Source organism: Streptomyces sp. (assembly GCF_036566765.1).
Lineage (GTDB): Bacteria > Actinomycetota > Actinomycetes > Streptomycetales > Streptomycetaceae > Streptomyces.
Genome location: NZ_DATCVQ010000533.1, coordinates 1 through 24,132, shown reverse-complemented (window position 1 = coordinate 24,132; position 24,132 = coordinate 1). Strand labels below are relative to the sequence as shown.

Here is a 24,132-nt window from a genome sequence, read left to right as displayed (position 1 = left end):
CGGCCACCAGCGCGGCGTCCTGCGCGGCGCGGGCGTCGTTGCGGGACTTGCGGCGGCGGTGCCGGCCGTCGCGGGCGAACGAGGCGGCGACCTGCTCGGCGCGGAGCCGGACCGGGTCGTCGGCGGGCAGGGCGCGCAGCTTGCCGACCGTGCGATCGAACGCGGCGAGTTCCTCGTCGCTGATCTGCTCCATGCCTGCCCCGCCCCGCTGTCGTGCCGTCCCGTGGTCCCGGCCGGATTCGAACCGGCGTGTCCCCTCCTGGCAGGAGGGCGCGACTGCCTCTGCGCTACAGGACCGGGCTGCCCGGACGGTCGGATTCGAACCGACGTGACTCGACCTGAAAAGTCGGCGCGCCTGCCTCTGCGCTACGTCCGGACAGTGCCGGAGATCATATCGTCGGCCCGTGCGAGGTCGGCTCGGCGGGGTCACCGAGGCAGGGGTCACCGAGGCGGGTACGTCCGTACGTCGTCGGTGTACTCCCGGGCCCGCTCCCTGACCAGGTCGGGCAGCTCGCCGGAGGCCAGGTCGGCCAGCGTGGTGCCCTCCAGGACCTGGCGCAGGCTGGTGCGCACGGCGCGCCAGACATCGGGGAGCGGGGCGGCGGCCCCCTCGTACGCGAGACCGGTCAGCTTCAGGTCGCGCACGCTGACGAGAGGGCCGTCCATGGCCCGGATGACGTCGGCGAGGGTGATCTCGGCCGGCGGTCGGGTCAGCGCGTAGCCGCCGTCGGGGCCGCGTTCGCTGCGGACGAGCCGGGCCTGGCGCAGCTCGCTGAGGACGACGAAGAGGAACCGTACGGGGATGTCCTGGGCGCCTGCGATGTCCTCGGCCTTCCGGGGCCGCTCGGGGGACCGGGCGAGCTCCGCCATGGCCCGTACCGCGTAGTCCGTGCGCGCTGAGATCCTCACCGCCTCAATGTCTCACGTGTGGCGGGAAATGGTGGCCGGGGTGCGGCGGGCTTGTCTCTGCACATTGTTCATCGAGATAGTGAACTTCCTAGTGTGCGAGCGACACCCGCCCCGACGCCGGAGGTTCAGGTGGTTCCCGTGGTTCCCGTGGCTTCAGAGTTCCCCGCCTCCCCTCGTCCCGTGGTGGCCGTGGTCGGCGCGGGCGCGGCCGGAGCGCTGGTCGCCGTCCAGCTCTGTGAGACGGCCGCGCGGCGGCGCACTCCGCTGGAGCTGGTGCTGATCGACCCGGCCCCGGAGGCGGGCCGGGGCGTCGCGTACGCCACCGAGGTCCCCGCGCACCGGCTCAACGTGCCGGTCGGCGGCATGAGTTGCTACCCGGACGATCCCGGCCATTTTCAGCGCTGGCTCTGCCGGCACGGCGAATCGACGGTCACCGCCGGGGACTTCGCGGCGCGGTACCGCTTCGGCTCGTACCTCGCCGACACGCTCGGCCGGGCGATCATCACGGCGCACGGCACGGTCGCGGTGCGCAGGCTGCGCACGGCCGCGACCCGGTGCGCGGCGCGCGAGGGCGCGGACGGCTTCGTCCTCGACCTCGCCGACGGCACGACCCTGACCGCGGACACCGTCGTCCTGGCGACCGGCCCCGCGCCCGGCACGTCCGGCTGGGCGCCGCCGGAGCTGCGCGCCTCGGAGCGGTTCGTGGCCCGCCCTTGGGCCCCCGGCGCGCTCGACGCGGTCGGCGACGCGGACGACGTGCTGCTGGTCGGCGCCGGGCTCACCGCCGTCGACCTCGCGCTCGTCCTGGACCGGCCCGGACGCACCGTCCACACGCTGTCCCGCAGCGGTCTGCTCCCCCGGCCGCACGCCGTCGCCCCGCTCCCGCCGGTCCCCGCCCCGGCCGGCCTCGCCGACCTCCCGCTGCCCCGGCTGCGGGCCACGATCCGCCGCCACTTGGCCGCCTCGATGCGCGAACACGGCGACTGGCGGCCCGCGATGGACGGGCTGCGGCCCCATATCGCCGGGCTCTGGCAGGGCCTCGGCGACGACGAGCGCACCGAGTTCCTCGGCCGCGACGCCACCCGCTGGAACGTGCACCGGCACCGGATGGCGCCGACCACCGCCGAGGCGGTCTCCCGTATCCGCGCCGCGCACCGGCTGCACGTGCACGCCGGACGGGTCGCCGCCGTACGGCCGCTGGACGACGGCCGGCTGGCCGTCTCGCTCGCCGACGGCCGGGAGCTGCACGTCGGTTGGCTGGTCGACTGCACCGGGCCCGGGATGCGCGCGGACGGCGACCCGCTCTGGGCGGGCCTGCTCGCCGCGGGTCTGGCGACGCCCGGCCCGCTGGGCATCGGCGTCGCCACGGACGGTGGCCGGCTGGTCGACGCCCGGGGCGGGGCCGCCCGGCCGCTGTTCACGCTCGGCGCGCCGCGGCGCGGCGAGCTGTGGGAGACGACCGCGATCCCGGAGATCCGCGCCCAGGCCCGGGAGGTCGCCGAGGCGGTGCTCGCGCCGGCCGCCCGGGTACGGCCGGCCCGCCGCCGCCCGACGGACCAGTTCGGGCTGCCGCTGTCCACGCACGCCGCGGCCGCGGCGGCGTACCGCTCCGGGCTCGGCCGAGTGGTGACGGTACGGGCCAAGGCGGCGGACTCCTTCGCCCGCGCGGTCGAACTCGACCCCGGGTTCGCGCTCGGCCACGCCGCGCTGGCGCTGCTCGGGCACGAATGCGGGGCGGACGTCGACGTACCGCGGGCGCTCGCGGACGCGCGGCGGGCCGCGGCGGAACGCGGCGACGAGCGGGAGCGCTCCTTCGTCGACGTCGTCGGCCGCCGGATCGGCGCGGACGACGGCGACCGGGCGCTCGTCGACCACCTCGAACGGTTCCCGGGCGACGCGCTGGCGCTCAGCACCGCGGTGCCGACCATCGCGTTCTCGGGCGTCGGGGACCTCGACGGCAGCCTGGCCCAGCGGCTGGTGACGCACACCGCGCCGGCGTACGAGGGCCACTGGTTCCACACCTCGCTGCGGTCCTTCCTGCTCCAGGAGGAGGGCCGGATCGACGAGGCCGGCGTCCTGGCCCGGGAGGCGCTGGCCGCCGAGCCGGCCTCCGGACACGCCGTACACGCGCTGGCCCATGTCCACTACGAGTCCGGCGACCACCACACCGGCCGCGACTGGCTGGACGGCTGGATCTCCGGGCACGGCCGCGGCGCGGTCCACCGCGCCCACTTCTCCTGGCACGTGGCGCTGCACGAACTCGCCCTGGACGACCCGGAGGCGGTGCGCCGCCGCTGGTTCGCGCAGCTCGCGCCGCGCCGGGTCAACGGGGTGCGGGCTCTCGTCGACTCGGGCTCGCTGCTGTGGCGGGCCCGGATGTGCCGGAACTGGCAGGGCCGGATGCCGGTGGACCATGTCCTCGACTCGGTCGCCGCCGAGCTCGTCGAACGTCCGGCGACCGCGTTCACCGCGCTGCACAGCGCGGTCGCGCTGACCGCGGCCGGCGACCTGGCGGGCCTGCGCCGGCTGCGGCGGCACGCGGCAGGCGCGGACGAGGTCCAGCGCGAGGTGGTCGCCCCGCTGTGCGCGGCCCTGGAGGCCGTCCTGGAGGAGCACTGGCCGACGGCCGTCCAGGGCCTGCGCGCCCTGCTCCCCACCCTGCGCCGCGTCGGCGGCAGCGCGGCCCAGCGCGAGGTGGTCGAGGAGACCCTCCTGTACGCCCTGGTCGAGTCCGGCCAGAGCGACGCGGCCCGCCACCTCCTCCAGACCCGCCTGGACCGCCGCGACTCGCCGCTGGACACTCGGCGGCTGGCGGCGCTGGGGTGACGGGCGCGCGGTGCGAGGCGTCACCCACACCGTGCCCGCCCCGGGCGCGCGCGGGACGCGGTTGCCTGCGCGCGCCTGACGCGGCGTCGGGGCCCCGCCCGTCGCCGCGTGTTTCACCCGGCGAAAACGGCTGGCCGATGCCCGTCGGGCCACTAGGTTGTGGCCCATGAGCAACCTTGACCGTCAGCCCACGCCCAGCGTCTGCGGCGGACGCGGCTTCGTCGTCGCCGAGCCGGTGCGGGAACTTCTCAGCCCGCGCCACGTCAAGATCGGCGAGTCGACCGAGGTGCGCCGGCTGCTGCCCAACCTCGGCCGGCGCATGGTCGGCGCCTGGGCCTTCGTCGACCACTACGGTCCCGACGACATCGCGGACGAGCCCGGCATGCAAGTCCCGCCCCACCCGCACATGGGCCTGCAGACCGTCAGCTGGCTGCACGAGGGCGAGGTGCTGCACCGCGACAGCACCGGCAGCCTGCAGACCGTCCGGCCGCGCGAGCTGGGCCTGATGACCTCGGGTCGGGCCATCTCCCACTCGGAGGAGAGCCCGCGCCCGCACGCCCGCCTCCTGCACGGCGCCCAGCTCTGGGTGGCCCTGCCGGACGCCCACCGGCACGTCGAACCGCACTTCCAGCACCACCCGGAGCTCCCCCGGGTCACGGCCGCCGGAGTGAACGCCACCGTCATCCTCGGCGAGCTGGACGGAGCCCGCTCCCCCGGTACCACGTACACCCCCATCGTCGGCGCGGACCTGGCCCTCACCGCCGGCACCGAGACCGCGCTCCCCCTCGAACCGGACTTCGAGTACGCGGTCCTGTCCATGTCCGGCGAGGCCCACGTCGACGGCGTGCCGCTGCTCCCCGGCTCGATGCTCTACCTCGGCTGCGGCCGCACCGAACTCCCGCTCCGCGCGCTCTCGGACGCGGGCCTGATGCTCCTGGGCGGCGAGCCCTTCGACGAGGAGCTGGTCATGTGGTGGAACTTCATCGGCCGCAGCCACGACGAGATCCGCCAGGCCCGCGAGGACTGGTCGACCGGCACCCGCTTCGGCGAGGTCAAGGGCTACGACGGCGCCCCGCTGGCCGCCCCGGAGATGCCGCCGGTCCCGCTGAAGCCGCGCGGCCGGGTGCGCTGATCCTTCGGTACAGCGATGGGGTACGACGTGCACATCACCCGGCGCGCCGTGTGGTGGGACGAGGAGGGCGCGCCGATCGGCGCGGACGAGTGGTCCGCGCTGGTCGAGGCCGACCCCGAGCTGGAGATGGCCGGGGCCGCGGAAGCCAGGACGGAGGGCGGCGTCCTGCGGTACGAGAACCCGCTGCTGGCCCGCATGGTGACCCACGCGGCTGCGGACGGCGCCTGGCTGGACCTCCGCGAGGGCGTCGTCACGGCGAAGAACCCGGACGTCGTCCTGCTGGCCAAGATGGGCGCGGTCGCCGCCCTGCTCGGCGCAAAGGTGCAGGGGGACGACGGCGAGGACTACCCGCTCTGAGCCGCCTCGCCTCTGCGCAGCCACGCGTCGCTCGCCGCGCACAGTCCGATCGCCGTCACGAGGAACGCCGCGAGGGCGCGCAGCAGGGCGGCCTCGTAGTAGGTGTCGGTCGCCCAGCGGACCGCCGCGTACGCCGCGAGCAGGCCGGCCAGCAGGGCGCAGCCGAGCCGGAGCACGAGCAGCGCCGACGCGGTCGCCGAAAGGCCCCGTGGGGCCTCGGCCAGCGCCTGGCGTACGGCGAGGACGCTCGCGGTCGCCGCGACCAGTACGCCCGCGCCCGCCGCGAGCAGCGGGGCACCGAAGGTGACGCCGTACCGGACGGCGAGCGCGGGGACGAAGAACAGCGCGAGCCACCAACGCAGCCCGTGCCCCACCGCCGCCACGGCGGTCCCGGTGGCAGCGGGCTCGGGGAGCCGGGCCGCAGCCTGGCGGGCGGCGACGAGCACGCCGACGGCGAGCGCCGCGCCGGGCAGCCGGTCGGGCAGTCTCCCGAGGTTGTAGAGGAGCGCGGTGTCGTAGACGACGAGGACCAGATAGCCCAGTGCGCCGAGTGAGGCGATGAAGAGCAGGAGCCCGGGGGCGGAGAGTCGGACGGCCCGTTCCTCCGCCCTCCCCGCCGTCGCCGCGATCAACGCCGGGGTGACGAGCGCCGACAGTGCCCTGAGAACGAGGTCGTCCGTCGTGTACGGATTGCGCAGGTCCCACTCCACGACGCAGAAGACCACCGTGTACGAGACCGCGGCGCACCACATCAGCGGCGACCGGGCGACCCGCCGGTACAGACCGGGGTCCAGCCAGCGCAGCACGGTCGCGAAGGCGAGCAGCACGAAGGGCAGTTCCAGGAACGCCTGCACCCGCAGCACAGAAGGGGCCAGCAGCTCCGGCGCGGGGAAGACCGCCGCGAGCCGCCGGAGGGCGGGGTTCCCGTCCGCCAGGGCGAACCAGCCGTCGGGCAGGTAGCGCGCGACGAACGACGGGTCGCCGCCGTGCACGCGCAGCACGTACACGGTGAAGAGCACTTGGTTGAGGAAGATCAGCGCGGTCACCGCGACCAGGGCCGCCAAGGGCCCGACGGTTCGCGCGGTCCGGCCGGCCTGTCCAGGACCGCGCGCCACGATCCTCGGCGCCACCGCGAGGGACACGGCCGCCGAGGCCACCACCGCGGCCTCCAGAAGGACCGCGGTGTCCGTGAACATCAAGAAACGCTCCTCTCCCAACCGCACACAGTAGGCCACGCCTGGATCGACGCGGCCCACCGTGTGCGGCGGAAGAGGAGCGTAAGAGACGGGCGGACCCGAGGCTAGCTCTTCAGGTACACCCGGCACTCCTCGCCCGACGCATGGACGAGCACTTCGAGGCGCGAGCCGTTCGCGCTCTTCTCCCGCAGATAGCGGGTGTCACCGGAGCCCGTGTCGGTCCAGCCGTGATCCTTGGCGAAGACCTCGACGGCGACCGTGTCCGGGCTGAGCTCCGGAACGCCGCGCAGCCCGTTCGCCGCGGCGAACCCCGGCGCGCCGGTGCAGCCGATCGTGAAGACGGCGGTCAGGGGATAGCTGTCGTCCGCTGACCACGCGTTGTAGCCCAGGTCCCGTGCGGACGCCGGCTTGACGACGCCGTGGTCGCGGAAGGCCTGCTCCGCGCTCACGTCCGTGTGCCCCTGGGGGAAGGCGCCCGGGTACTTCTTGGGCTCCTCCTCCTTCGCGCACGCGGTGGCCGTCAGGGCCAGGGCCGCGGCCAGAAGGGCGGTCGCCGCCCTTCTACCGGGCTGCCGCTTCATCTCATCCACCAATCGTGTAGCTGTAGGTGCCCCAGACGTTGAAGTCCTGGGACAGCCCGTCGGCATGGATCTGTGCCAGGTCGTTCTGGCGGATCAATTGTCCGGGACCGACGTCGCCGCGCGGCACGCCGCCCGCCACGTTGCCCCAGTTGTACCGCTTGAACACGTCCACGGTGACCGTGGTGGTGGTCTTCCCGTCGGTGGTCGAGCTGGAGCCCTGGACCCGGTACTGGTAGCCGTTCAGCGCGTACCACCAGTCCTGGACCGCAGGTCCCTTGTCGCCCGCCTGCATGTGATCGGCCACGGTGGCGGACTGCCATCCGCTGTCGTAGTCGTCACCGGACTTCTGCGCGTTGGTGACCTGGGCCTCCACGAGCTTGTTGAAGCCCGGGAGGTCCTTCATCATGTCCTCCGGATTGATCTCGTACGCGTCGCCGGACCCGTCGAGCCAGTGGTCCAGCAGGTCCGCCGCGTGCGTGAACCCGTAGAAGTGGCGCAGCGCCTGGGCTCCGGCCGCCATGGTCCCGATGAGGGTCATGTCGTAGTCGTGGTTGAGCCACTTCTGCCACCACGGCGCGGAGTTGTACGGCCGGTCGTCCTCCTTGACCTGCGTGGGCGCGTCGATCGGGGTGTCGTTCTCGTAGTACTCGCCGTCGCCCGGCTCGGTGACGTCGGTCTTGTCCTCCTGGGAGAAGTACCAGTCGAGGTAGCCCTCGCTGCCGCAGACACCCGGGGCGCCGCAGATCATGTGGCCGTCGAGCTCGACGAAGCTGACCGGGTTGCCGCCGGTGAAGGCGTAGCGGTTGCCGGTCATCGGGTCGGTGCCGAGGCCCATGTCGGCCAGGGCGCCGTTGTACATGTCCCGGGTCGTGAAGCGGTTCAGGCCCGGGTCGTAGTCGCGGAAGCCCATGTCGTACGTGCCGGACTCGGCGTCCCAGCGCTTGGAGTTGAAGCGGTAGGGGTTGTACGCCTCCTTGTCCGGCTGGCCGGCCTCGGGCTTGTCGATGCCGGTGAACTCGGACTCGTCGTCCTTGCCGTAGGCGGTGTAGCCGTAGGTGGCCTTGGTGTCGCCGTCCTTGGTCGTCAGCGTCTCGACGTCGGTGTGGCCGTTGTAGCCGTAGTAGCCGTCCTCAGTAGTGCCGTCGGTGTTCTTCTTGACCTGCGAGAGCCGCTCGCCCCAGGGGCTGTACTGGTACGACTTCGTCAGCTGGCCGGCGACCTCCTCCGTCAGGACCTCCTTGGACAGGCCGAGGTAGTCGAAGTCGGTCGTCTTGCCGCCGGCGGTCTTGGACACCGTGCGGTCCAGCGGGTCGAAGGTGTACTTCGTGGTGGTCAGGCCACCCGTTTCGTTGAGTTTGGCACTCTCGACGACGTGGTCGAACCCGTCGTAGGTGTTGCGCTCGATCACCTGTCCGTCGCCCGTGACCGACTCCTGGCGGCCGAACGGGTCGTAGTTGTAGCCGGCCGTGGCGCCGTTGGCAGTCGAGGAGAGCAGCCGGTTGCGGTCGTAGGTGAACGAGGTCGTCACGTTCTTGACCGACTGGCTGACGACATTGGCGTTGTCGTCGTGGACGTACGTCTCCGTGCCGGCTCCGTTGCCCGTCTTGACGGACCTGGCCAGGCGGTTGGCCGGCTCGTAGGTGTAGTCGGTGGTCGAGGAGAGGTACGCCGCGTGGTTGTCGGCGTTCATCTTCTTCGCCACGTCCTGCGCCTTGTTGCCGTTGGCGTCGTACGTGTAGGTGTGCTCGGCGACCAGGGTGCCGTCGGCCTTCTTCTCGGCTGTGCTCTTGAGCGTGGAGTCGAGGTAGTAGGTGTAGTCGACGGTGTTCTTGTTGCCCTTCACCTCCCGCAGCTTCTGCTGCCGGTCGGTGTAGGTGTAGGTGGTCACCTTGGGGGCGGCGTCGGTCGCGGTCTTGCCGACCGACACCGTCTTGACCTGCTCGCGCAGGTCGTAGGTGTACTTCGCGAACTGGTCGGGGTGGGTGACGGTGTCCGGCTGGCTGTTGGCGTCGTAGGTGAAGTCGGTGACCGTCTTCGCCTGGCCCGCCAGTGCCTCGGTGACCTTCTGGACCTGGTTGAGGCTGTTGTAGGCGATCGTGTACGCGTCGATCCTGGCGCCGGACGACGTGTCGTCGATCGACGTCATGTTGCCGTTCAGGTCGTACGCGTAGCCGAAGGTCCGCTTCTCCGTGTCGGTGTCGGCGGAGTTGTCGCGGACCAGCTTGACGCCGTCGGCGACGACCGCCCCACCGCTGTTCTGGAACAGCTGCAGCTTGGCCGCGTTGCCCTGGGCGAAGGTGAACGAGCCGAGGCTCACCCACGTGCCGGCGGCCGCGTTCTGGTCCTTGGTGACGTCCGTCGTGCCGCCGGAGTGCGTGACCGTGTACTTCGCGGTCGTCGCGGCCCCGGTGACCTGCGGGAACTTGACGTAGGCCGTGTAGCTTCCGGCCTTGGGGATGTTCAGGGTCCAGGTGAAGGCGTCGGTTCCGGCGCCGGCAGCGTGGACCTGGTGGTCGTAGCCCTGCTGGCCGGTGATGCTGCCCTTCGTCCAGGCGCCCGTCGCGGACGTGCTCTGGGTGTCGGAGTTGTCGGCCAGGACGACCGCGCTGCCGACCGGCACACCATCGTCCGTACGGGTCTTGAGCTTGCCGTCCGGGTAGTAGTCCCAGCCCATCGTCCGGGACGAGGAGCCGCCGGCCGAGGTGATGGTGCGGGCGGTCTGGTTGCCGATCTCGTTGTAGTCGTAGCCGGTGACGATCGACCAGGGGTCGGTCGAGGTCCTCGTCCAGCCGTTGTCGAAGTAGGTGTAGGCAGTGTCGTTGCGGACCGTCTGACCCTCCGACGGCGGCGCCGAGACCTTCGAGACCCGTCCGGCGGCGTCGTAGGACGTCTCCGTCCAGACCTTCTTGTTGTAGCGCGCGTCGTTCGGGTCGTACGGCTGGATCTGCCGCAGCACCCGGTTCAGCGGGTCATAGGTGGTCTCGTTGGTGAAGTCCTCCGTGTTCGCGGTGTCCACACCGCGCGGGCTGATCGTCTTGGTCTTGTTGCCGACCTGGTCGTAGTCGAACTTGGTCGTCCGGTAAGTGATCGACGGGCTGGTCCCGGTGTACGGGGTCTTCGTCTCGACGAGCTGGCCGCGCGCGTTGTACGCGGACAGGGACCGGTTGTTCTCCTGGTCCGTGGTGGCCGTGACGAGGGAGTCCTTGTCGTACTCCCGCCCGGTGGTCTTGCCGGCCGCGTCCGTGACCGTGGTGACCCGGTGGTTCAGGTCGTAGGCCGTCTTCGTGGTGAAGTCGGCGGTGTCCGCGGTCGCGTTCTTCTTCGGGTCGCGGGTGGTGACGTTGTTGCCGACGTTGTCGTAGTCGTACGCGATCGTGTCACCGGCCGCGTTCACCACGGAGGTCAGCTGGTAGATCTCGTCGTAGGTGTTCGTGGTGAGGTAGTCGTTCGGGTCGGCGGCGGTGGCGGTGCCCTTCGGCTCGGTCGCCGACTTGAGGTTGCCGACCTTGTCGTAGGTGTAGCTGGACCGCCGTTCGCCCGCGGTCTCGCTGTCCTTCGGCTCGGTCGCCGAGGTCACCTGGTCCGCCGCGTCGTAGACCGCCGTGGACACCGCGCCGTTCGGCGCGGTCGTCTGCGTGGTGTTGTCGTTGGCGTCGTAGACCGGGGCGGGCGTCGTCAGCAGCACGCCGGCGGCCTGGTCCTTGGGCACGGTCCTGACCAGGGCGCGGCCGAAGGTGTCGTACGACTGCGTGGTCTTCTTGCCGAGCTGGTCGGACGCCTCGGTGACCTGTCCGCGCACGTCGTAGACGAAGGTGCTGGACTTGCCCAGCGCGTCGGTGATCGTGGCCGGGTAGCCGGTCGGACCGAAGTCGCTGTTGGCAGTCGCGTTGCCGTTGGCGTCGATCGCCTTGGTGAGCAGACCGTTGGCGTCGTACTCGTACCGCGTGGTGTAGTCGTCGGCGGTCGGGGTCGAGACGCCCAGGGGGTCGGTGACCGTGGTCAGGTTGCCCCGGGTGTCGTAGCCGAACTGCCAGGCGCGGCCCTCGGGCGAGCTCTTGGTGTAGAGGTCGGCGACGTAGCCGTTCAGACCGGTCTGGTACGTGTACGTCTCGCCCGCCGTGCCGTTCTTGTTGGCCTCGGCGTCCTTCTTCTCCAGCGGGTAGCCGGTCTTCGGGGCGTACGCGTACGTGGTGACGGCGCCGTTGTCCTCCTCCAGGCGCGTCACGTTGTTGTCCGCGTCCCAGCTCAACTGGGTCTTCTGCGCCTTGGCGTTGGTGATCCGGCTGGCCCGGCCGTAGCCGTCGGTGAGGTAGGTGGTGACGCGGTTCTCGGCGTCGGTCACCTTGGTCTGGATCGTCGAACCGGCGCTGCCGTCGGGGTCCGTGTACAGGTAGCCCGTGACGCCGCCGCGCCGGTCGGTGACGGTCTTGGCGTTCCAGTGGAACTTCGGGTCGTCACCGGCCTGCGGGGCGTAGTAGTCGAGCGAGGTGTCGTTGCCGCGCGGGTCGGTGACCTTGACGAGCTTGACGTTCTTGTTGCCCTGGGTCGCGTCGTACGTGAACGCGAACACCTTCGGCTGGGCCGAACCCGCGCCGTCCGTCAGCTTGGTCAGCAGGCCCTTGTCCGAGTACTCGAACGTGACCTTGCGCCCCGAGATGTCGGTCATCGACTTGACGTGGTCGATGATCTTGGGGTTGGAGCTGTCGGCCTTCGTGTAGTACTCGACGGTCAGCGTCTGCCGGCCCGCCGGGTCGGTGATGTACCGGAGGAACTTCACCGGCTTGTTGTTGGACTTGCGCTCCTCGTAGGTGTACGCCTGCGTGTTGCCGTTCTTGTCCACGACGGAGGTGAGGAAGCCGTCGCAGTCGAAGAAGAACTGCGTCCGGTCCGGCCGGGTCATGGACCAGGCCTGCGGGTCGCCGTCGCTGGACGGCTTGCAGTCGACGCCGGCCTTCTGCTGGAGCAGGTAGTGCACGCCCGCGGGCGCCTTCCAGACGTTGTTGACCGCGTCCCAGCGGAAGACGTGCGCGGTGCCGTCGCCGTCCGGCAGGGTCACCTCGGTCGGGTTCGGGTTGGGGTGGAAGTCGAGCCCCGCGCCGAGCCGGATCGGTCCGGCGGCCTGGGCGGACCAGCCGTGGCCGAGGACCGTGTCGGAGGTGTCGAGCGAGTTGTACGCGAAGCGCACGAACGTCGCCAGGCCCCTGCCCGGGTTGTTGAAGGCGTTGTACTGCCAGACGGCGTTGCCCGCCGCCGTGTTGTTCATGACGGACGAACCGGCGCCGGTGTTCTTGCCCGCGTACGAGTAGAACTTCTCCAGGCCCAGCTGGTTGGACGTGGGGTCCTCGACGGCCACGTTCTGCTTGAGGCCGGCGATGCCGCCGGTCGCCGACAGCCAGGTCCCGGCGGTCTTGTCGAGCACGTCCCAGGTGAGGACGTAGTCGGTGCGCTTGTTGCCCTCGTCCGAGTTGATCGGCGTCTTGACCGTCGCCTGGACGGTGACCGTCTCACCGGGCGACACGTCGGCCGGCAGCGCGGTCTGCACCTGGTTGCCGCCGGTGGTCTTGTCGGTGCCGTCCGGCAGGGCCCAGGTGTAGCTGAGTACCTGGTCGGCGGCCCTCCAGACGGAGGCGGTGGTGTTGGTGAGGGTGACCTCGACGTTGTGCGTGTCGCCGGGGATCATCCGGGACGGGGTCTGCGGCGCGAAGTACGTCGACTCGGTGGTGGAGTCGATGTACGTGAGCACGATGCGCGGGCGCAGCCGCTGCTCGCTCGCCTCGGACGACAGGAAGATCGTCCGCTCCTGCAGGACGGACTCGTTCGCCGTCTTGATCAGCACGCCCTGCTGGGAGGCGGGCGTGGTGACCCAGCCCTGGGCCAGCGAGGTGACGCTCCACTCGTGGCGCGCCGGGTCGTTGCTCAGGGCCGGGACGGTGTCGGCCACCGGGGCTCCGGTGTCTCCGCCCGCGGTGGTCCAGTTCGTGGTGCCGTTCGCCTTGGTCCACGTCGCCGTGGCTTCGTCGAAGTCCCGGGTGAGCGGGCGCAGTTCGTACACGGCGCCGGCGGCCTGCTGGCTGGTCTGGGTGCCCCACAGCCGGATGTCCGCGTCGAGGACGCGGGCGGTGGCGGGGATGCCGAGGGCCGGGAACTTCAGCAGGGTGCGGGTCTTGCCGTAGGTCGGCGAGTTGTTGCCGACGGTGACCCAGTTCTGCGGCGCGCCGTCCTGGATGGTGTCGTGCGCCACGGTCGACTCGGTCGACGACAGGGTGGTGTCCTGGGCGGCCTCGATCACCTTCGTGGTCCGGCCGGCCTTCGGCAGGCGGACCAGCTGGGTGGGCGCCGGGACGACCTGCCCGTCCTTCGTCTTGACCGCGACCATGTAGTAGTAGGCGCGGCCGAAGGGGTCGGCGGAGTCGGCGGCGGTCGGGGTCGCCGAGGTGTCCGCGTACGCGGTGGTGCCGGCGGAGACCGGCGAGACCAGCGTCGACGAGGACGGGGTGAACGTCTGGAAGACGCTCCGGTGCACCTGGTACTCGACCAGGTCGTCGCCGGTGGCGGCCGACGGGTCGGCGTAGGCGGACCAGTTCAGCTCGGCGCCGGTGGAGTGGATCACCGAGGGCGCGTCCAGCGTCACGCTGGGTCGGCCGTAGGTGAGCACCAGCTTGGGGTAGTTGACGGTCTCGCCGCCGTAGCCGAACTCCGAGGCCTCGTAGCGCGGGCCGCCCTTGGGCGCGCCCGCGGCCTCGTTGACGGCCTTGATGACGAAGCCGTTGTTGGTCTGGTTGCCGTCGATCCAGGACTGGACGGTGTCCTTGACCGAGAACGAGTGCCACGCGTTGTACGTGTTCGCCGGCATCGAGACCGTGCCGGGCTTGGTGAACCGCACCGCGTCGGCGATCACGGCCGTGGTGGCGGACGCCGGGCCGTCGCCGAGGACGACCTTTCCGGCCGTGCCCGCCTTGAACGGGTGCGCGCCCAGCGGCTTCCAGACGCCGCCGGTTCCGGTCTTCTGGTCGACCGTGTACGGCTTGCTGCCGCCGTCGTAGGTGATCGTGTACGGCACGGTCGTGGACCGGTCGTCGGCGGGGATCACATGCGCGTCGACCTGGTAGGAGCCGTCCTCGGGGAGCCTGGGCTGCCAGGTGTACGTGTCACCCGCCGTCGCGTCCTTGTTGTAGAGGTAGTCGCGGTTGATCGCGTACTGGGTGAACGCGGCGTTGCCCGACGAGGGCCAGGCGCCCTGGGCCGCCGTGGCGCCCGCGTCGCCGTCGTCGACCAGAGTGGTCGAGCCGGCCTGCTCGCCCACGATGCCGTTGGCGTTGCTCCAGTTCGCGCCGCCGGCGGTCCACGCGGCGGTGGCCCGGTACGCGCCCAGCGTCACCGGAGCGCCCGCGGACACTCCGGTGTGGGTCTGGTCGTAGTAGAGCTGAAGGCGCGCGTCCTCGAGCTTGGTTCCGGCGGGGACCCCGGAGAGCCCGAACCGGACCAGCGCACGGGCGGCGTTGCCGGCCGAGTCGAGACCTGCGGACATCCGCCAGGTGTCGTTGAAGTTGGTGCCGGCCGCGGAGGACAGGATCATCGTGTCCTGCGACTCGGACGGCGTCGGCGCGATCGCGAGGGTCGGGTCGACGGTGACCGGGTATTTCCGCTCCGGCGCGGCGAGCCACGCGGCGTCGGGGGTGACCGTCAGCTTCCAGTCCTTGCCGGACCGGGTCAGCTTCTGTGTGACCTTGTGGCTGGAGGCGTACCCGTACGGAGAGTCGGCGTCCCCGCGGGAGTCGGTCATGAACGCCGGCGGGATGACGAGGAGCGGGTGCTTGGTCTCGCCGAAGAACTCGACGGAGCCGTCCTCGCGGGCCTGGGGCGTGAGCCCGTCGGCGTCGAGGGTGAAGGTGAAGCTCACCGGGCCGGCGGGCCGCTGGGCGAGGACGATGTTCTCCTTCACCTTGCCCGGGCCGACCTGGTACGTCAGGTCCGCGCCGCCCGGCAGGGCGTCCGGGTAGGTGACGGTGTTGCCCTTGGCGCCCGGCTTCAGCGTGCCGGCTGCGCCGACCAGGCCGAGGGTGACGGCGTGGCCGCCCTCGGTCTCGAACCGGAGCAGCCGCTTCGAGTCGGAGCCGAACCAGCTGCGGCCGGTGTTGGTGGTGTTGGCGAAGTCGAAGCCCGCGCGCTCGCTGGGGGTGACTGAGGGGTCGAGGGGCTTCCAGGACTTCCCGTCCCGGTAGGAGGTCGGGACGACCGACACCTCGGACTGGACCCGGCCGTCGGCGAGCAGCCACGAGCGGGAGTGCGAGGTGCGCCGGGCGGTGAGCTCGGCGACCCGGGTGGCCTTGGCCGCGGGCTTGCCCTTGGGCAGCCGCTCGTTGCGGACGACGCCCTCGGCGGGCAGGACCGGCGGGTCGCCCTCGCGACCGGAGTCCTCCCAGTCCCTGAGGTCCTGCCTCCACTGCTCCTCGTCGAATTTCTGCGGCTTGGAATCCGCGAAGACCGGTGACACCGGCTGTATCAGTGTCCCGGCCATCGCGGCGGCGACGGCTGCCGTCAGCAGCCGTCTGGATGGTGCATTCACGTGCTATTCCCTCCGGATTACTGAAACCGGCCGCAGGAACGGCCGGTTTCAGGTCTCGGGGTTCTAGCCATCGTGATGATGCCGAGTCAACTCATGAGACAACTCGGACAGTTTCCCTGAATCAGGGGATCAGTCGCACGGCGGAACGTAGGTGCTCTTGTTGACGATGGTGGTGCCGGCCGAGTTCTTCATCGTGGAGACGGCCCACAGACACACGCCGGACGGGCGGCGGACCGGGCCCGCGTAGTACGAGTAGGTGCCGGCGTCGCTGACGCAGCCCGAGTTGTAGCTGCTGCACAGCTTGATGGCCATGTACTTGGCCTGGCCGTAGTAGATGCCCTGCGCGACCAGGTTGACGCAGGTGTTGGCGCCCTCGTCGTAGTAGTTGGTCTTGGCGGCCAGACGGCCCGCCGAGTCGTACCACGAGTTCCAGGCCACCAGGGTGCCGCTGCAGCCGTTGGCCGCGGCCGCCGGCTGAGCGGGCAGCGTGATGAGCGAACCCGCCGCGAGGGCGAGGACCGCGAAGAACTGGACCAGTCGAGCACGCATCGTCATCTGAAGAACTCTCCCCATTGCGCCGGCGCATCGCGCGCCACTCCTGCATTGCCGGGGTGGATTTCTAATCAGAGTTCCAATGACCCGTCAACCCGTCGGACAATCCGGACACTTGTCGACTCGGGGAGGCGAATGCCCGATTTCTCCGTCCTGTTGCCACGTCTCGATCGCCTGGTGTAGAACCGGGCGGATTTGATCCCGCCGCATTCGCGTCCGGGGAATGCACGCCGAACGAAAGCCTGACGATGCCAACGAGCGATACGACCGAGAGCGAAGGGTCCGCGACCGAGGACTCGACGCCCGACACGTCCGCCACCGAAACCACCGGAAGCGACGCGATGGACGCGCCGAAGACGGAGGCGTCGGAGACCGAAGCGTCCGAGACGGAGGCGTCGGAGACCGATGCGGCCGCGACCGCGGCGTCTGACGCCGCGGATGAGTCCGACGCGTCTGACGCCTCGGATGAGACCGACGCATCCGAGAAGGCGGCCCTCCGTTCCGACCGGCGCGCCGTGGCCGCCGTCGTCGGCGCGCTGCTCCTCGTCACCGGTGGACTCGTCGGCTACGGCCTCCTCGACTCCGCCGACAAGCCGGCGGAGCGCGCCGTCCCCACCGCCGACGTGACCTACGAGGTGCTCGGCTCCGGCACGGCCGACATCAGCTTCCTCGGCGAGGGCGAGACCGCCCGGGCCGGGAAGGCCGAGGTCGCCCAAGGGGCGACTCTGCCCTGGCGGAAGACGGTGCGCGTGCCGCTCGGCAAGCAGCCGATCGTGAGCATCACCCTCGGCGCGAAGGGCGGGCAGGCCACGTGCAAGCTCGCCGTCGGCGGCAAGCACGTCCAGCTGTCCTCGGCGACCGGCGCGTTCGGTCGGGCCACGTGCAGCAGCGAACTCGCCGCTCCCCAGGGAGCGGTCACCACTCCTGGAGGCGAATACTGATGACGCACGTGCGCCGCATCCCCATGGCCGCTCCGGCCGCCGCGCTGACGGCCGCGGTCCTCGTCGGCACGCTCGGCCCGGCCGCTCCCGCGTCGTCCGCGGAGCAGGCCCGTCCGGCCGCCGCCGAACGCGGCTCGGTGCGCAGCATCGTCGTCCCGGGAACGGACCGCGCGGCACGGGAGCTGTCCGCCCGCCGCACCGCGCCGTTCAGCATGGTCGGCCTCACCTGGAGCGACTCCCACGCGCAGCTCGGGGGCACCGCACAGGTCCGGGTCCGCGACCGCGCCACCGGCGCGTGGACCGCGTGGCGCGAACTCGAACTCGACGTCCGCACCCCGGAGACGGGCCCGGACAGCACCGACGCCGGCGTGCGGGCCGGCACCCAGCCGCTGTGGACCGGCCCGGCCGACGGCGTCCAGGCCCGCGTCCGCGGCGCGTCCGGCAATGCCTCCACACTGCCGCGCGGGCTGCGGGTCGAGCTGGTCGACCCGACCGCCGCTCCCGCCACGACCTCCGGCGCGCGCACGGCGGACCCGGCCAAGACGGCCCTCGCCGCCGCGGCCGTCACCCCCGCCCCGCAGCCGACGATCCTGCCCCGCTCGGCGTGGGGTGCGAACGAGGCCCTGGTCAAGGACCCGGCGACGTACACGAAGGAGACCAAGGCCGTCTTCGTGCACCACACGGCCGGCACCAACACCTACACCTGCGCCGACTCCCCGTCGATCGTGAACGGGATCTTCCTGTACCACGTGCAGAGCCAGGGCTGGAACGACATCGGCTACCAGTTCCTGGTCGACAAGTGCGGCACGATCTTCGAGGGCCGCGCGGGCGGCGTCGACAAGCCGGTGCTCGGCGCGCAGACGTACGGCTTCAACACCGACACCACCGGTGTCGCCGTGCTCGGCAACTACAACGACGTGACGAGCACGCCCGAGGTGCTGGCGTCCGTGTCCGCGGTCGCCGCCTGGAAGCTGGGCCTGTACGGGTACGACCCGTCGAGCACGGTGGTCCTGACGGCCGCCGCCTCGAACGGCAAGTTCACGGCCGGCCAGCAGGTCACGATGAACCGGATATCCGGCCACCGCGACGGCTACCCGACCGAGTGCCCGGGCAACAACCTGTACGCGGACCTGCCGACGATCCGCACGCTCGCCGTTCAGTAGCCCTCCGCTCCAGTAGTGGAATCTTCAAGCGCCTGCGCGTGTTGAGGGGGGTGCCGGGCCAGGAAGGCCCGGCGCCCCACGACACGCAGAAGGAGCGCCGGTGAGCGACGACACGTACTACGAGTTCGGGACGGCCGCCGAGCGCTGGGACAGGGCGCAGCTGTTCTTCGAGGCGAAGGAGTACCTCACGGCGGCCCGGATCCTGCGCGGCCTGGTCGACGAGGTGCCGGAGCAGACCGCGCAGCGGCTGCTGCTCGCCCGGTCCTACTACCACTCGGCCCAGCTGGGCCGGGCGGAGACGGAACTGCGCGCGATCCTGGACCGCGACCCGGTGGAGCAGTACGCCCGCATGATGCTGGGCCGCACCCTGGAGCGCCAGAACCGGCCGGACGAGGCCGCACCGCATCTGCGGATGGCGGCCGCTATGGCGGGCGAGTTCACCGACTGAGTTCACCGACTGACGGCGGCCATCGGTTCACGGACCGGTGGCCGCCAAGTCGATCATGCGGTGCATGACCGGGCCGGGGATCGACGGGTTCCAGGCGGCCACAAGGCCGTACGGGGGTTCGGCCGGTCGGCGCAGCAGGCGGATCAGCACGGGCGCCGGCAGCGCCGGGTGCACAGTCGCATGGTGCCGGACGGCGTCGTCCGCGTCGTCCAGGAGCCGGACCGCGGACTCGGGCGAGAGCCGGGGGTCCTGCGCCGCCCGCGCCCGCACCTCGTCGTCGGGGTCGAGGGCGAACCGCTCGACCAGCTCGGGCGTGGACTCCGGGTCGTCGAGGGCCAGTTGGCGCCGCCGCGGGTTCGGGTCCTCGGCGTACCGGAGCAGGCCGGTACGCGGGAAGTTCGGATGGGTCCGGGGCCGACCGGGGCTGGAGAAGCTGCCCGTCCACCAGTGCCAGACCTCGAGCAGCATGTCGGCGGGCGCGTCGTCGCAGGACTCGGCGAGGAACAGTCGTACGACCCGGTCCTCGTCCCGCGCCAGCCGCTCCACCACGTCCGGGGGCAGGTGCTTGGCCCGGGCGACGGCGCTGCGGATCACCGGGTGGGCGGAGGCGGCGAGCCGCCGCATGGCGTCAGGGTCGTCGTGCAGCTCCGCCACCCACTTCGGTTCGTGCCGCATCCCCCGCGGGTCGAAGTCCGACGGGATGGCGGCCGCGCGCTGTTCCTCGTCGAGCCCCGGATGGACGGACGCCGTGAGCCGCACCCGGTACTCGGAATCCTCCGCGAGCGCCAGCACGAGGTCGGTGTCCAGGTACGGATGGGCGGCGAGCTCACGCCGTACCTCCGGGTCCTCGTGCCGGACCAGCTCCTCGGCGAGTTCCCGGTCGATCCGGTAGCGCTCGGGCGGGACGCGCCAGTGGAACGTCTCGAGCATCGCCCGGGACATGGGCCGGTCACTGTGGCGGCAGAGCAGCGCAGCCTTGCGAACCTCGGCGTTCTCGTCGGCCGACAGCCGGTCTCGCTCCACCGGGGTCAGGTGCTCCCACGCGGGTCCGCACGCCGCCGCGCGCACCACCGCCTCCGGGTCGGCGGCGAGCGCGGTCAGAAGTCGCGGCGGCATCGGCAGTCGCGCGGCCTCCGCGCGGACGATCGGCGAGGGGTCGGCGGCCAGCCGCTCGTAGCCCTCCTCGGTGAGTCCGTCGGTCACCCACGCGGCCCGCTCCACGAATATCTCGCGGCGGGCGGCCGAGGGCTCGGCGAGGATGAGCGCCGTCCACTGCTCGGCGCTCATCCCCGGCTGGCATTCGGCGAGCCGACCCCGCACGTTCCGGTCGGGGTGGGCGATCGCGGCCGCGACGACCGCCTCCGACTGCTCGCGCCAGAGAAAGCCGTCCGCCCCGTGGTCGAGGAGCCGCACCAGCACATCCTCCGGCGCGCCCCGGTTGAATTCCAGCCCGTCCAACCACCCGCCGCGCACGCGCCACGGCAGCTCCGGCCCGCCCTCGAACAGCGCTTCCCACCCCAGGTCATCGGTCACCCGGTCATCATGCCCGGTGCCGATGCACGATCTCCCCTCCGACCACCACCGTCTCGGCGACCGTCCCGGGGATCTCCTCAGCCGGTATCCGCAGGATGTCCCGGGACAGCACGACGAAGTCGGCCAGCTTGCCCACCGTCAGCGAGCCGCGCTCGTCCTCCAGGAAGTTCGCGTACGCGGACCCCCGCGTGTACGCCTCGACGGCGGTCTCCACGTCCACCGCCTCCTTCTCCGTCCACGGCTCGCCGCCGCCCAGCGGGCGACGCGTCACGGCGGAGTAGATGCCGATCATCGGGTCCATCTCGGCGACGTTCCAGTCGCTGGAGAAGGCGAGCACCGCGCCGGCGGTGTGCAGGCTGCGCAGCGGCCAGGCCTTGTGCCAGCGATCGGGACCGATGTTCTCCGCCCAGTCCTGGCCGGGGCCCGCGATCTCCGGTGCGGCGTGCCGGGGCTGCATGCAGGCGACGACGCCGAGCTCGGCGAAGCGCGGGGTGTCGGCCGGGTCGAGGCATTCGACGTGGACGATCTGGTGCCGGGCGTCGCGCGGGCCGTTGACCGTGCGGGCGTGCTCGACGGCGTGCAGGACGGTGCGGATGCCCCGGTCGCCGGTGGCGTGCACGAAGCACTGGAAGCCGCGCGCGTCCAGCCGGGTCAGCAGCTCGGCGAACTCCTCCGGCGGGTAGAAGGTCTCGCCGCGGTGGTGCCCGCAGCCCACGTACGGCTCCAGGAGCGCGGCCGTCCGGGGCTCGACGACGTCGTCGATGTACAGCTTGAGCGGGCCGACGCGCAGCCGGTCGTCGGCGTGCCTGTGTGCTGCGGCGGCGAACTCGTCGAGGTCGGCGTCCGTGGTGCCGCGCGGGTGGAAGAGCGCGGCCACGATCCGGGAGCGCAGTCGGCCCTCGGCGCGGGCCCGCTCGAAGAGGGCCAGGTCGTCGAGGGAGTTCTGCGGCTCGACGACGGTGGTGATGCCGTACCCGATCGCATCGTCGAGGCTGCGGGCCAGCCGGCCGTACTGGCGGTCCGGCGACGCCCACGGCACGCCGAGCTCGCGCAGCGCGCGGTGGCCCTCGCGGGACAGTCCCTTGACCGCGAAGTCCCGTACGAAACCTGTCGGTTCGCCGGTCTCCGGATGGGTCACGGCCTCGCCGAACGGCACGCTGGTGCGGTCCCGGGTGATGCCGCAGCGGCGCAGCGCGGCGGTGTTGAGCCAGGCCGTGTGCACGTCGTAGCTCAGCACGATCGCGGGGGTGTCGCCGGTCACCGGGTCGAGGTCGGCGGCGGTGGGCATCCGGCCGCCGCCGAGCGCCGAGTAGTCGAAGGCCTCGGCCTCGATCCACGCGGCGTCGGGGTGGGCGGCGTGCCAGTCGCGGATGCGGGCGTGGATCTCGTCGAGGGTGCGGGCGCCGGCGAGCTGGACGCAGGCGTCGTCGGAGCCGAGCCGGACGTGATTGTGCGCGTCGACGAAGCCGGGCAGGACGAGCCGGCCCTCCGCGTCGACGACCTCGGTGTCGGGGCCGGTCCAGGCGTCCACTTCGGCGGCGGCGCCGAGCCAGACGATCCGCCCGTCGCGGACGGCGAGCGCCTCGGCCTCGGGCAGGTCGGGGTCGACGGTGTGGATTCGGGCGTGGGTGAGGACGAGGTCCGCGGGAGGAGTGGTGCGGGGCATTGCGATGAGCTCCTGGGCGAGGGGGGTCACGAGGCGGCGGGGACGGCGGTCCGGCCTCGCGCGAGCAGCACGTACACCAGCGCGGCGACCGGAGCGCCGAGCAGGGTGAGGTCGGCGCCGCCGAGCGGGGCGACCAGCGGGCCGGTCCACAGCTCGGAGTCGCAGGTCAGGGCGGCGAAGACCATGCCGGCGAGCAGCGCGGTCACGCCCGCGGGGTGGTAGCCGGCCCGGTACCAGTAGCCGCCGCCGGCGCCGGTGTGCAGGGCGTCGGTGTCGTACCGGCAGCGGCGCAGCAGCATGTCGGCGAGGAAGACGCCGCCCCAGGGGGCGAAGACGATGATCAGCAGGGAGAGGAAGGAGAGCAGCGAGGCGGTGAAGTCGGTGAGGAAGAGCGCGCCGAGCGAGCCGACGGCGGTGACCGCGGCGCTGATCACGATGGCCTTGGCGCGGCTCCACGGGATGCCGAGGACCTGGAGGTTCAGGCTGGACGAGTACAGCGTGATGATCGAGTTGGTGACCGAGCCGCCGAGGACCAGAGCCAGGAACAGCGGCTGGAACCAGCCCGGCAGCAGCTGCTCGGCCCCGGCGACGGCGTCCGTCATGTCGGTCTGGGTGGCCGCGGCGACGCCCGCGACGCCGAGCGCGACGGAGGACACGAAGCCGCCCAGCGCCCCGCTCCAGGTGACGGCGCGCAGCGTGGTGGTGCGGGGCAGGTAGCGGGTGTAGTCGGCGGGCATCGGCAGGTACGAGAAGGGGCCGGCGAGCATGACGACGAAGGCGAGGCTCCAGCCGGACGCGCCGGGCGCGGCGGCCGGGGCGGCGGTGTCCGCGCCGGGCAGCAGGAAGACCAGCAGCGCGGCGAAGCCGACGGCCAGCACGTACGCCATCCAGCGCTCGGCGAACTGGACGGTGGCGTGGCCCCACAGGGCGACGGCGAAGGTGAGCGCGAGGGTCACGGCGAGGGCGAGCGCGCGCGGCGCGAGGCCGCCGGACCAGCCGAGGTCGGCGAAGAACGCTTCGAGCGCCAGGGTGCCGACGACCGTGTTGACGATGGTGTAGCCGATGCTGACGATCCAGTTCAGCAGTCCGGCCGGCCAGTTTCCGCGGACGCCGAAGGCGGCGCGGGAGATCACCAGGGTCGCGGTGCCGGTGCGGATGCCGCTCAGTCCGGCGGCGCTGATCGCGAAGAAGGACAGGCCGCCGATCACGACGACGGCGGTGGCCTGCCAGAAGGAGAGCCCGAAGGCGACGGCGAGGGCGCCGTTGATCACGTACGTGAAGGTGAGGTTCGAGCCGAACCAGAGCCAGAAGACGTCCTTGGCGCTGCCGTGCCGTTCTTCGTCGGGGATGGGGTCGATGCCATGGCCCTCGACCTGGAACACCTCGTCCCGACCGCTGGTCGCGGCGTTCTGCGTTTCGATCACAGCGCGCTCCGTTCCTCGGAACCGGCGCACGGCCGGTTCTTGAATGGCGTTCTAAGTTGTAGAACGGCATTCAAGATGTGCGAAGAGGCCCGGCGGCGTCAAGACCCTGGAGGTTGCGGTTAGGGTCGTGGTGATCGGACGACCATTCGAGCGGCACGAGGACGGGGACCGTGGCAGGGGCAGCACGACGGCGGGACGGGCACGTCGCCCAGGAGCGGATGCTCGAGGAGGCCATGGCGGCCATCGCCGAGAACGGTCTGGCCGCGCTGACCATGTCGGCGCTGGCCGAGCGGCTCGGCACCAGCGGCGGCCACATCCTGTACTACTTCGGATCCAAGGACCTGCTGCTGCTCGCCGCCCTGCGCTGGAGCGAGGCCGCGCTCACCGAGGAGCGGCACGCCCTGCTCGGCCGCCGGATCACCGCGGAGCGGAAGCTCGACCGCTTCCTGGAGCTTTACCTGCCGCGCGGCCCCCGCGACCCGCGCTGGACGCTCTGGATCGAACTGTGGGCCCGCACCGCCGCCAACGACGCACTGCGCGCGGCCCAGGAGGAGATGGACCTCGCCTGGCAACAGGACCTGGAAGGCCTGCTCGCCAAGGGCGTCGCCCAAGGCCGCTTCCCGGACCTCGACGTCCCGGCCCGCGCCTCCGAACTCCTCGCGCTGCTCGACGGATTGAGCACCCGCGTCGTTCTCGGCCAAGGCACACCGGGCCCCGACCCACGCCCGGCCCTGGAGGTCGCCCGAGCGGCAGCGGACCGGCTGATCGGCCACGCCTAGCCTCAGCCCGCCTCCTGCGGCTGCCAGGGCAACGGTTCGACGGGCCCCACCGGCCACGG

General features: G+C 71.7%; 15 protein-coding genes, 2 tRNA genes and 1 pseudogene. 7 read left to right on the top strand and 11 right to left on the bottom strand.

What is annotated here, in order from left to right; genetic code table 11:
• The 4 genes and pseudogenes from VIU94_RS30955 to VIU94_RS30940 form a co-directional block, all read right to left on the bottom strand.
• Positions 1-193 (bottom strand): annotated as a pseudogene (locus VIU94_RS30955) (short-chain dehydrogenase); the annotation flags it as partial.
• A gap of 31 nt (positions 194-224) precedes the next feature.
• Positions 225-297: transfer RNA gene (locus VIU94_RS30950), tRNA-Gly, on the bottom strand.
• 6 nt (positions 298-303) lie between these two features.
• A tRNA-Glu gene (locus VIU94_RS30945) sits at positions 304-376 on the bottom strand.
• 65 nt (positions 377-441) lie between these two features.
• Positions 442-909, bottom strand: coding sequence for an RrF2 family transcriptional regulator (locus VIU94_RS30940; protein ID WP_331916411.1), 468 nt, complete (start codon positions 907-909; stop codon positions 442-444).
• A 147-nt stretch (positions 910-1,056) separates the two neighbouring features.
• Here VIU94_RS30940 and VIU94_RS30935 point away from each other — a divergent pair, with 147 nt between their 5' ends.
• The 3 genes from VIU94_RS30935 to VIU94_RS30925 all read left to right on the top strand — a co-directional run bounded on the left by VIU94_RS30935 (position 1,057) and on the right by VIU94_RS30925 (position 5,224).
• Positions 1,057-3,735: an FAD/NAD(P)-binding protein gene (locus VIU94_RS30935; protein ID WP_414721041.1), complete on the top strand. Its 2,679-nt coding sequence runs from the start codon at positions 1,057-1,059 to the stop codon at positions 3,733-3,735.
• 166 nt (positions 3,736-3,901) lie between these two features.
• The gene (locus VIU94_RS30930; protein ID WP_331916409.1) at positions 3,902-4,867 is read left to right on the top strand and encodes a pirin family protein; all 966 of its coding nucleotides are present in this window, start codon (positions 3,902-3,904) and stop codon (positions 4,865-4,867) included.
• Positions 4,868-4,882: 15 nt separating this feature from the next.
• On the top strand, positions 4,883-5,224 hold the full coding sequence (locus tag VIU94_RS30925) for a hypothetical protein (protein ID WP_331916407.1): 342 nt from the start codon (positions 4,883-4,885) through the stop codon (positions 5,222-5,224).
• On the opposite strand, the gene VIU94_RS30920 is transcribed toward VIU94_RS30925, so the two are convergent.
• The 4 genes from VIU94_RS30920 to VIU94_RS30905 all read right to left on the bottom strand — a co-directional run bounded on the left by VIU94_RS30920 (position 5,212) and on the right by VIU94_RS30905 (position 16,122).
• Positions 5,212-6,420, bottom strand: a complete 1,209-nt coding sequence (locus VIU94_RS30920; protein WP_331916405.1) for a hypothetical protein — start codon at positions 6,418-6,420, stop codon at positions 5,212-5,214. The two genes, VIU94_RS30925 and VIU94_RS30920, sit on opposite strands and share 13 nt — an antisense overlap.
• 104 nt (positions 6,421-6,524) lie before the next feature.
• The gene (locus VIU94_RS30915; RefSeq protein WP_331916403.1) at positions 6,525-7,001 is read right to left on the bottom strand and encodes a hypothetical protein; all 477 of its coding nucleotides are present in this window, start codon (positions 6,999-7,001) and stop codon (positions 6,525-6,527) included.
• A 1-nt stretch (position 7,002) separates the two neighbouring features.
• Complete coding sequence (locus VIU94_RS30910; RefSeq protein WP_524540652.1) at positions 7,003-14,577, bottom strand: golvesin C-terminal-like domain-containing protein; 7,575 nt, start codon at positions 14,575-14,577, stop codon at positions 7,003-7,005.
• A 1,119-nt stretch (positions 14,578-15,696) separates the two neighbouring features.
• Complete coding sequence (locus VIU94_RS30905) at positions 15,697-16,122, bottom strand: hypothetical protein (RefSeq protein WP_331916399.1); 426 nt, start codon at positions 16,120-16,122, stop codon at positions 15,697-15,699.
• A 245-nt stretch (positions 16,123-16,367) separates the two neighbouring features.
• On the opposite strand from VIU94_RS30905, the gene VIU94_RS30900 reads away from it, so the two are divergent.
• From VIU94_RS30900 to VIU94_RS30890, 3 genes are all read left to right on the top strand, one after another.
• A complete protein-coding gene (locus VIU94_RS30900) occupies positions 16,368-17,060 on the top strand; it encodes a hypothetical protein (RefSeq protein WP_331916397.1) in 693 nt (230 codons plus the stop codon).
• Complete coding sequence (locus VIU94_RS30895; RefSeq protein ID WP_331916395.1) at positions 17,060-18,223, top strand: peptidoglycan recognition protein family protein; 1,164 nt, start codon at positions 17,060-17,062, stop codon at positions 18,221-18,223. Before VIU94_RS30900 ends, VIU94_RS30895 begins: the two co-directional genes overlap by 1 nt.
• 100 nt (positions 18,224-18,323) lie before the next feature.
• Complete coding sequence (locus VIU94_RS30890; RefSeq protein ID WP_331916386.1) at positions 18,324-18,671, top strand: tetratricopeptide repeat protein; 348 nt, start codon at positions 18,324-18,326, stop codon at positions 18,669-18,671.
• 27 nt (positions 18,672-18,698) lie between these two features.
• On the opposite strand, the gene VIU94_RS30885 is transcribed toward VIU94_RS30890, so the two are convergent.
• From VIU94_RS30885 to VIU94_RS30875, 3 genes are read right to left on the bottom strand one after another with little or no spacing between them, the layout of a single operon-like run.
• Positions 18,699-20,204, bottom strand: coding sequence for an amino acid adenylation domain-containing protein (locus VIU94_RS30885; RefSeq protein WP_331916384.1), 1,506 nt, complete (start codon positions 20,202-20,204; stop codon positions 18,699-18,701).
• 7 nt (positions 20,205-20,211) lie between these two features.
• Positions 20,212-21,870: an amidohydrolase gene (locus VIU94_RS30880; protein WP_331916382.1), complete on the bottom strand. Its 1,659-nt coding sequence runs from the start codon at positions 21,868-21,870 to the stop codon at positions 20,212-20,214.
• Positions 21,871-21,896: 26 nt separating this feature from the next.
• On the bottom strand, positions 21,897-23,294 hold the full coding sequence (locus VIU94_RS30875; RefSeq protein ID WP_331916380.1) for a purine-cytosine permease family protein: 1,398 nt from the start codon (positions 23,292-23,294) through the stop codon (positions 21,897-21,899).
• Positions 23,295-23,464: 170 nt separating this feature from the next.
• Between VIU94_RS30875 and VIU94_RS30870 the strand changes: the two genes are divergently transcribed.
• Positions 23,465-24,073, top strand: a complete 609-nt coding sequence (locus tag VIU94_RS30870) for a TetR/AcrR family transcriptional regulator (RefSeq protein WP_331916378.1) — start codon at positions 23,465-23,467, stop codon at positions 24,071-24,073.
• The last annotated feature ends 59 nt before the right edge of the window (positions 24,074-24,132 follow it).

Bases quoted from the DNA above. Each gene is read 5' to 3' on its own strand.
- VIU94_RS30930 (WP_331916409.1), top strand. From the start codon at position 3,902: ATGAGCAACCTTGACCGTCAGCCCACGCCCAGCGTCTGCGGCGGACGC.
- VIU94_RS30925 (WP_331916407.1), top strand. From the start codon at position 4,883: ATGGGGTACGACGTGCACATCACCCGGCGCGCCGTGTGGTGGGACGAG.
- VIU94_RS30920 (WP_331916405.1), bottom strand. From the start codon at position 6,420: ATGTTCACGGACACCGCGGTCCTTCTGGAGGCCGCGGTGGTGGCCTCG.
- VIU94_RS30915 (WP_331916403.1), bottom strand. From the start codon at position 7,001: ATGAAGCGGCAGCCCGGTAGAAGGGCGGCGACCGCCCTTCTGGCCGCG.
- VIU94_RS30910 (WP_524540652.1), bottom strand. From the start codon at position 14,577: ATGATCCTGTCCTCCGCGGCCGGCACCAACTTCAACGACACCTGGCGG.
- VIU94_RS30905 (WP_331916399.1), bottom strand. From the start codon at position 16,122: ATGACGATGCGTGCTCGACTGGTCCAGTTCTTCGCGGTCCTCGCCCTC.
- VIU94_RS30900 (WP_331916397.1), top strand. From the start codon at position 16,368: ATGCCAACGAGCGATACGACCGAGAGCGAAGGGTCCGCGACCGAGGAC.
- VIU94_RS30895 (WP_331916395.1), top strand. From the start codon at position 17,060: ATGACGCACGTGCGCCGCATCCCCATGGCCGCTCCGGCCGCCGCGCTG.
- VIU94_RS30880 (WP_331916382.1), bottom strand. From the start codon at position 21,870: ATGCCCCGCACCACTCCTCCCGCGGACCTCGTCCTCACCCACGCCCGA.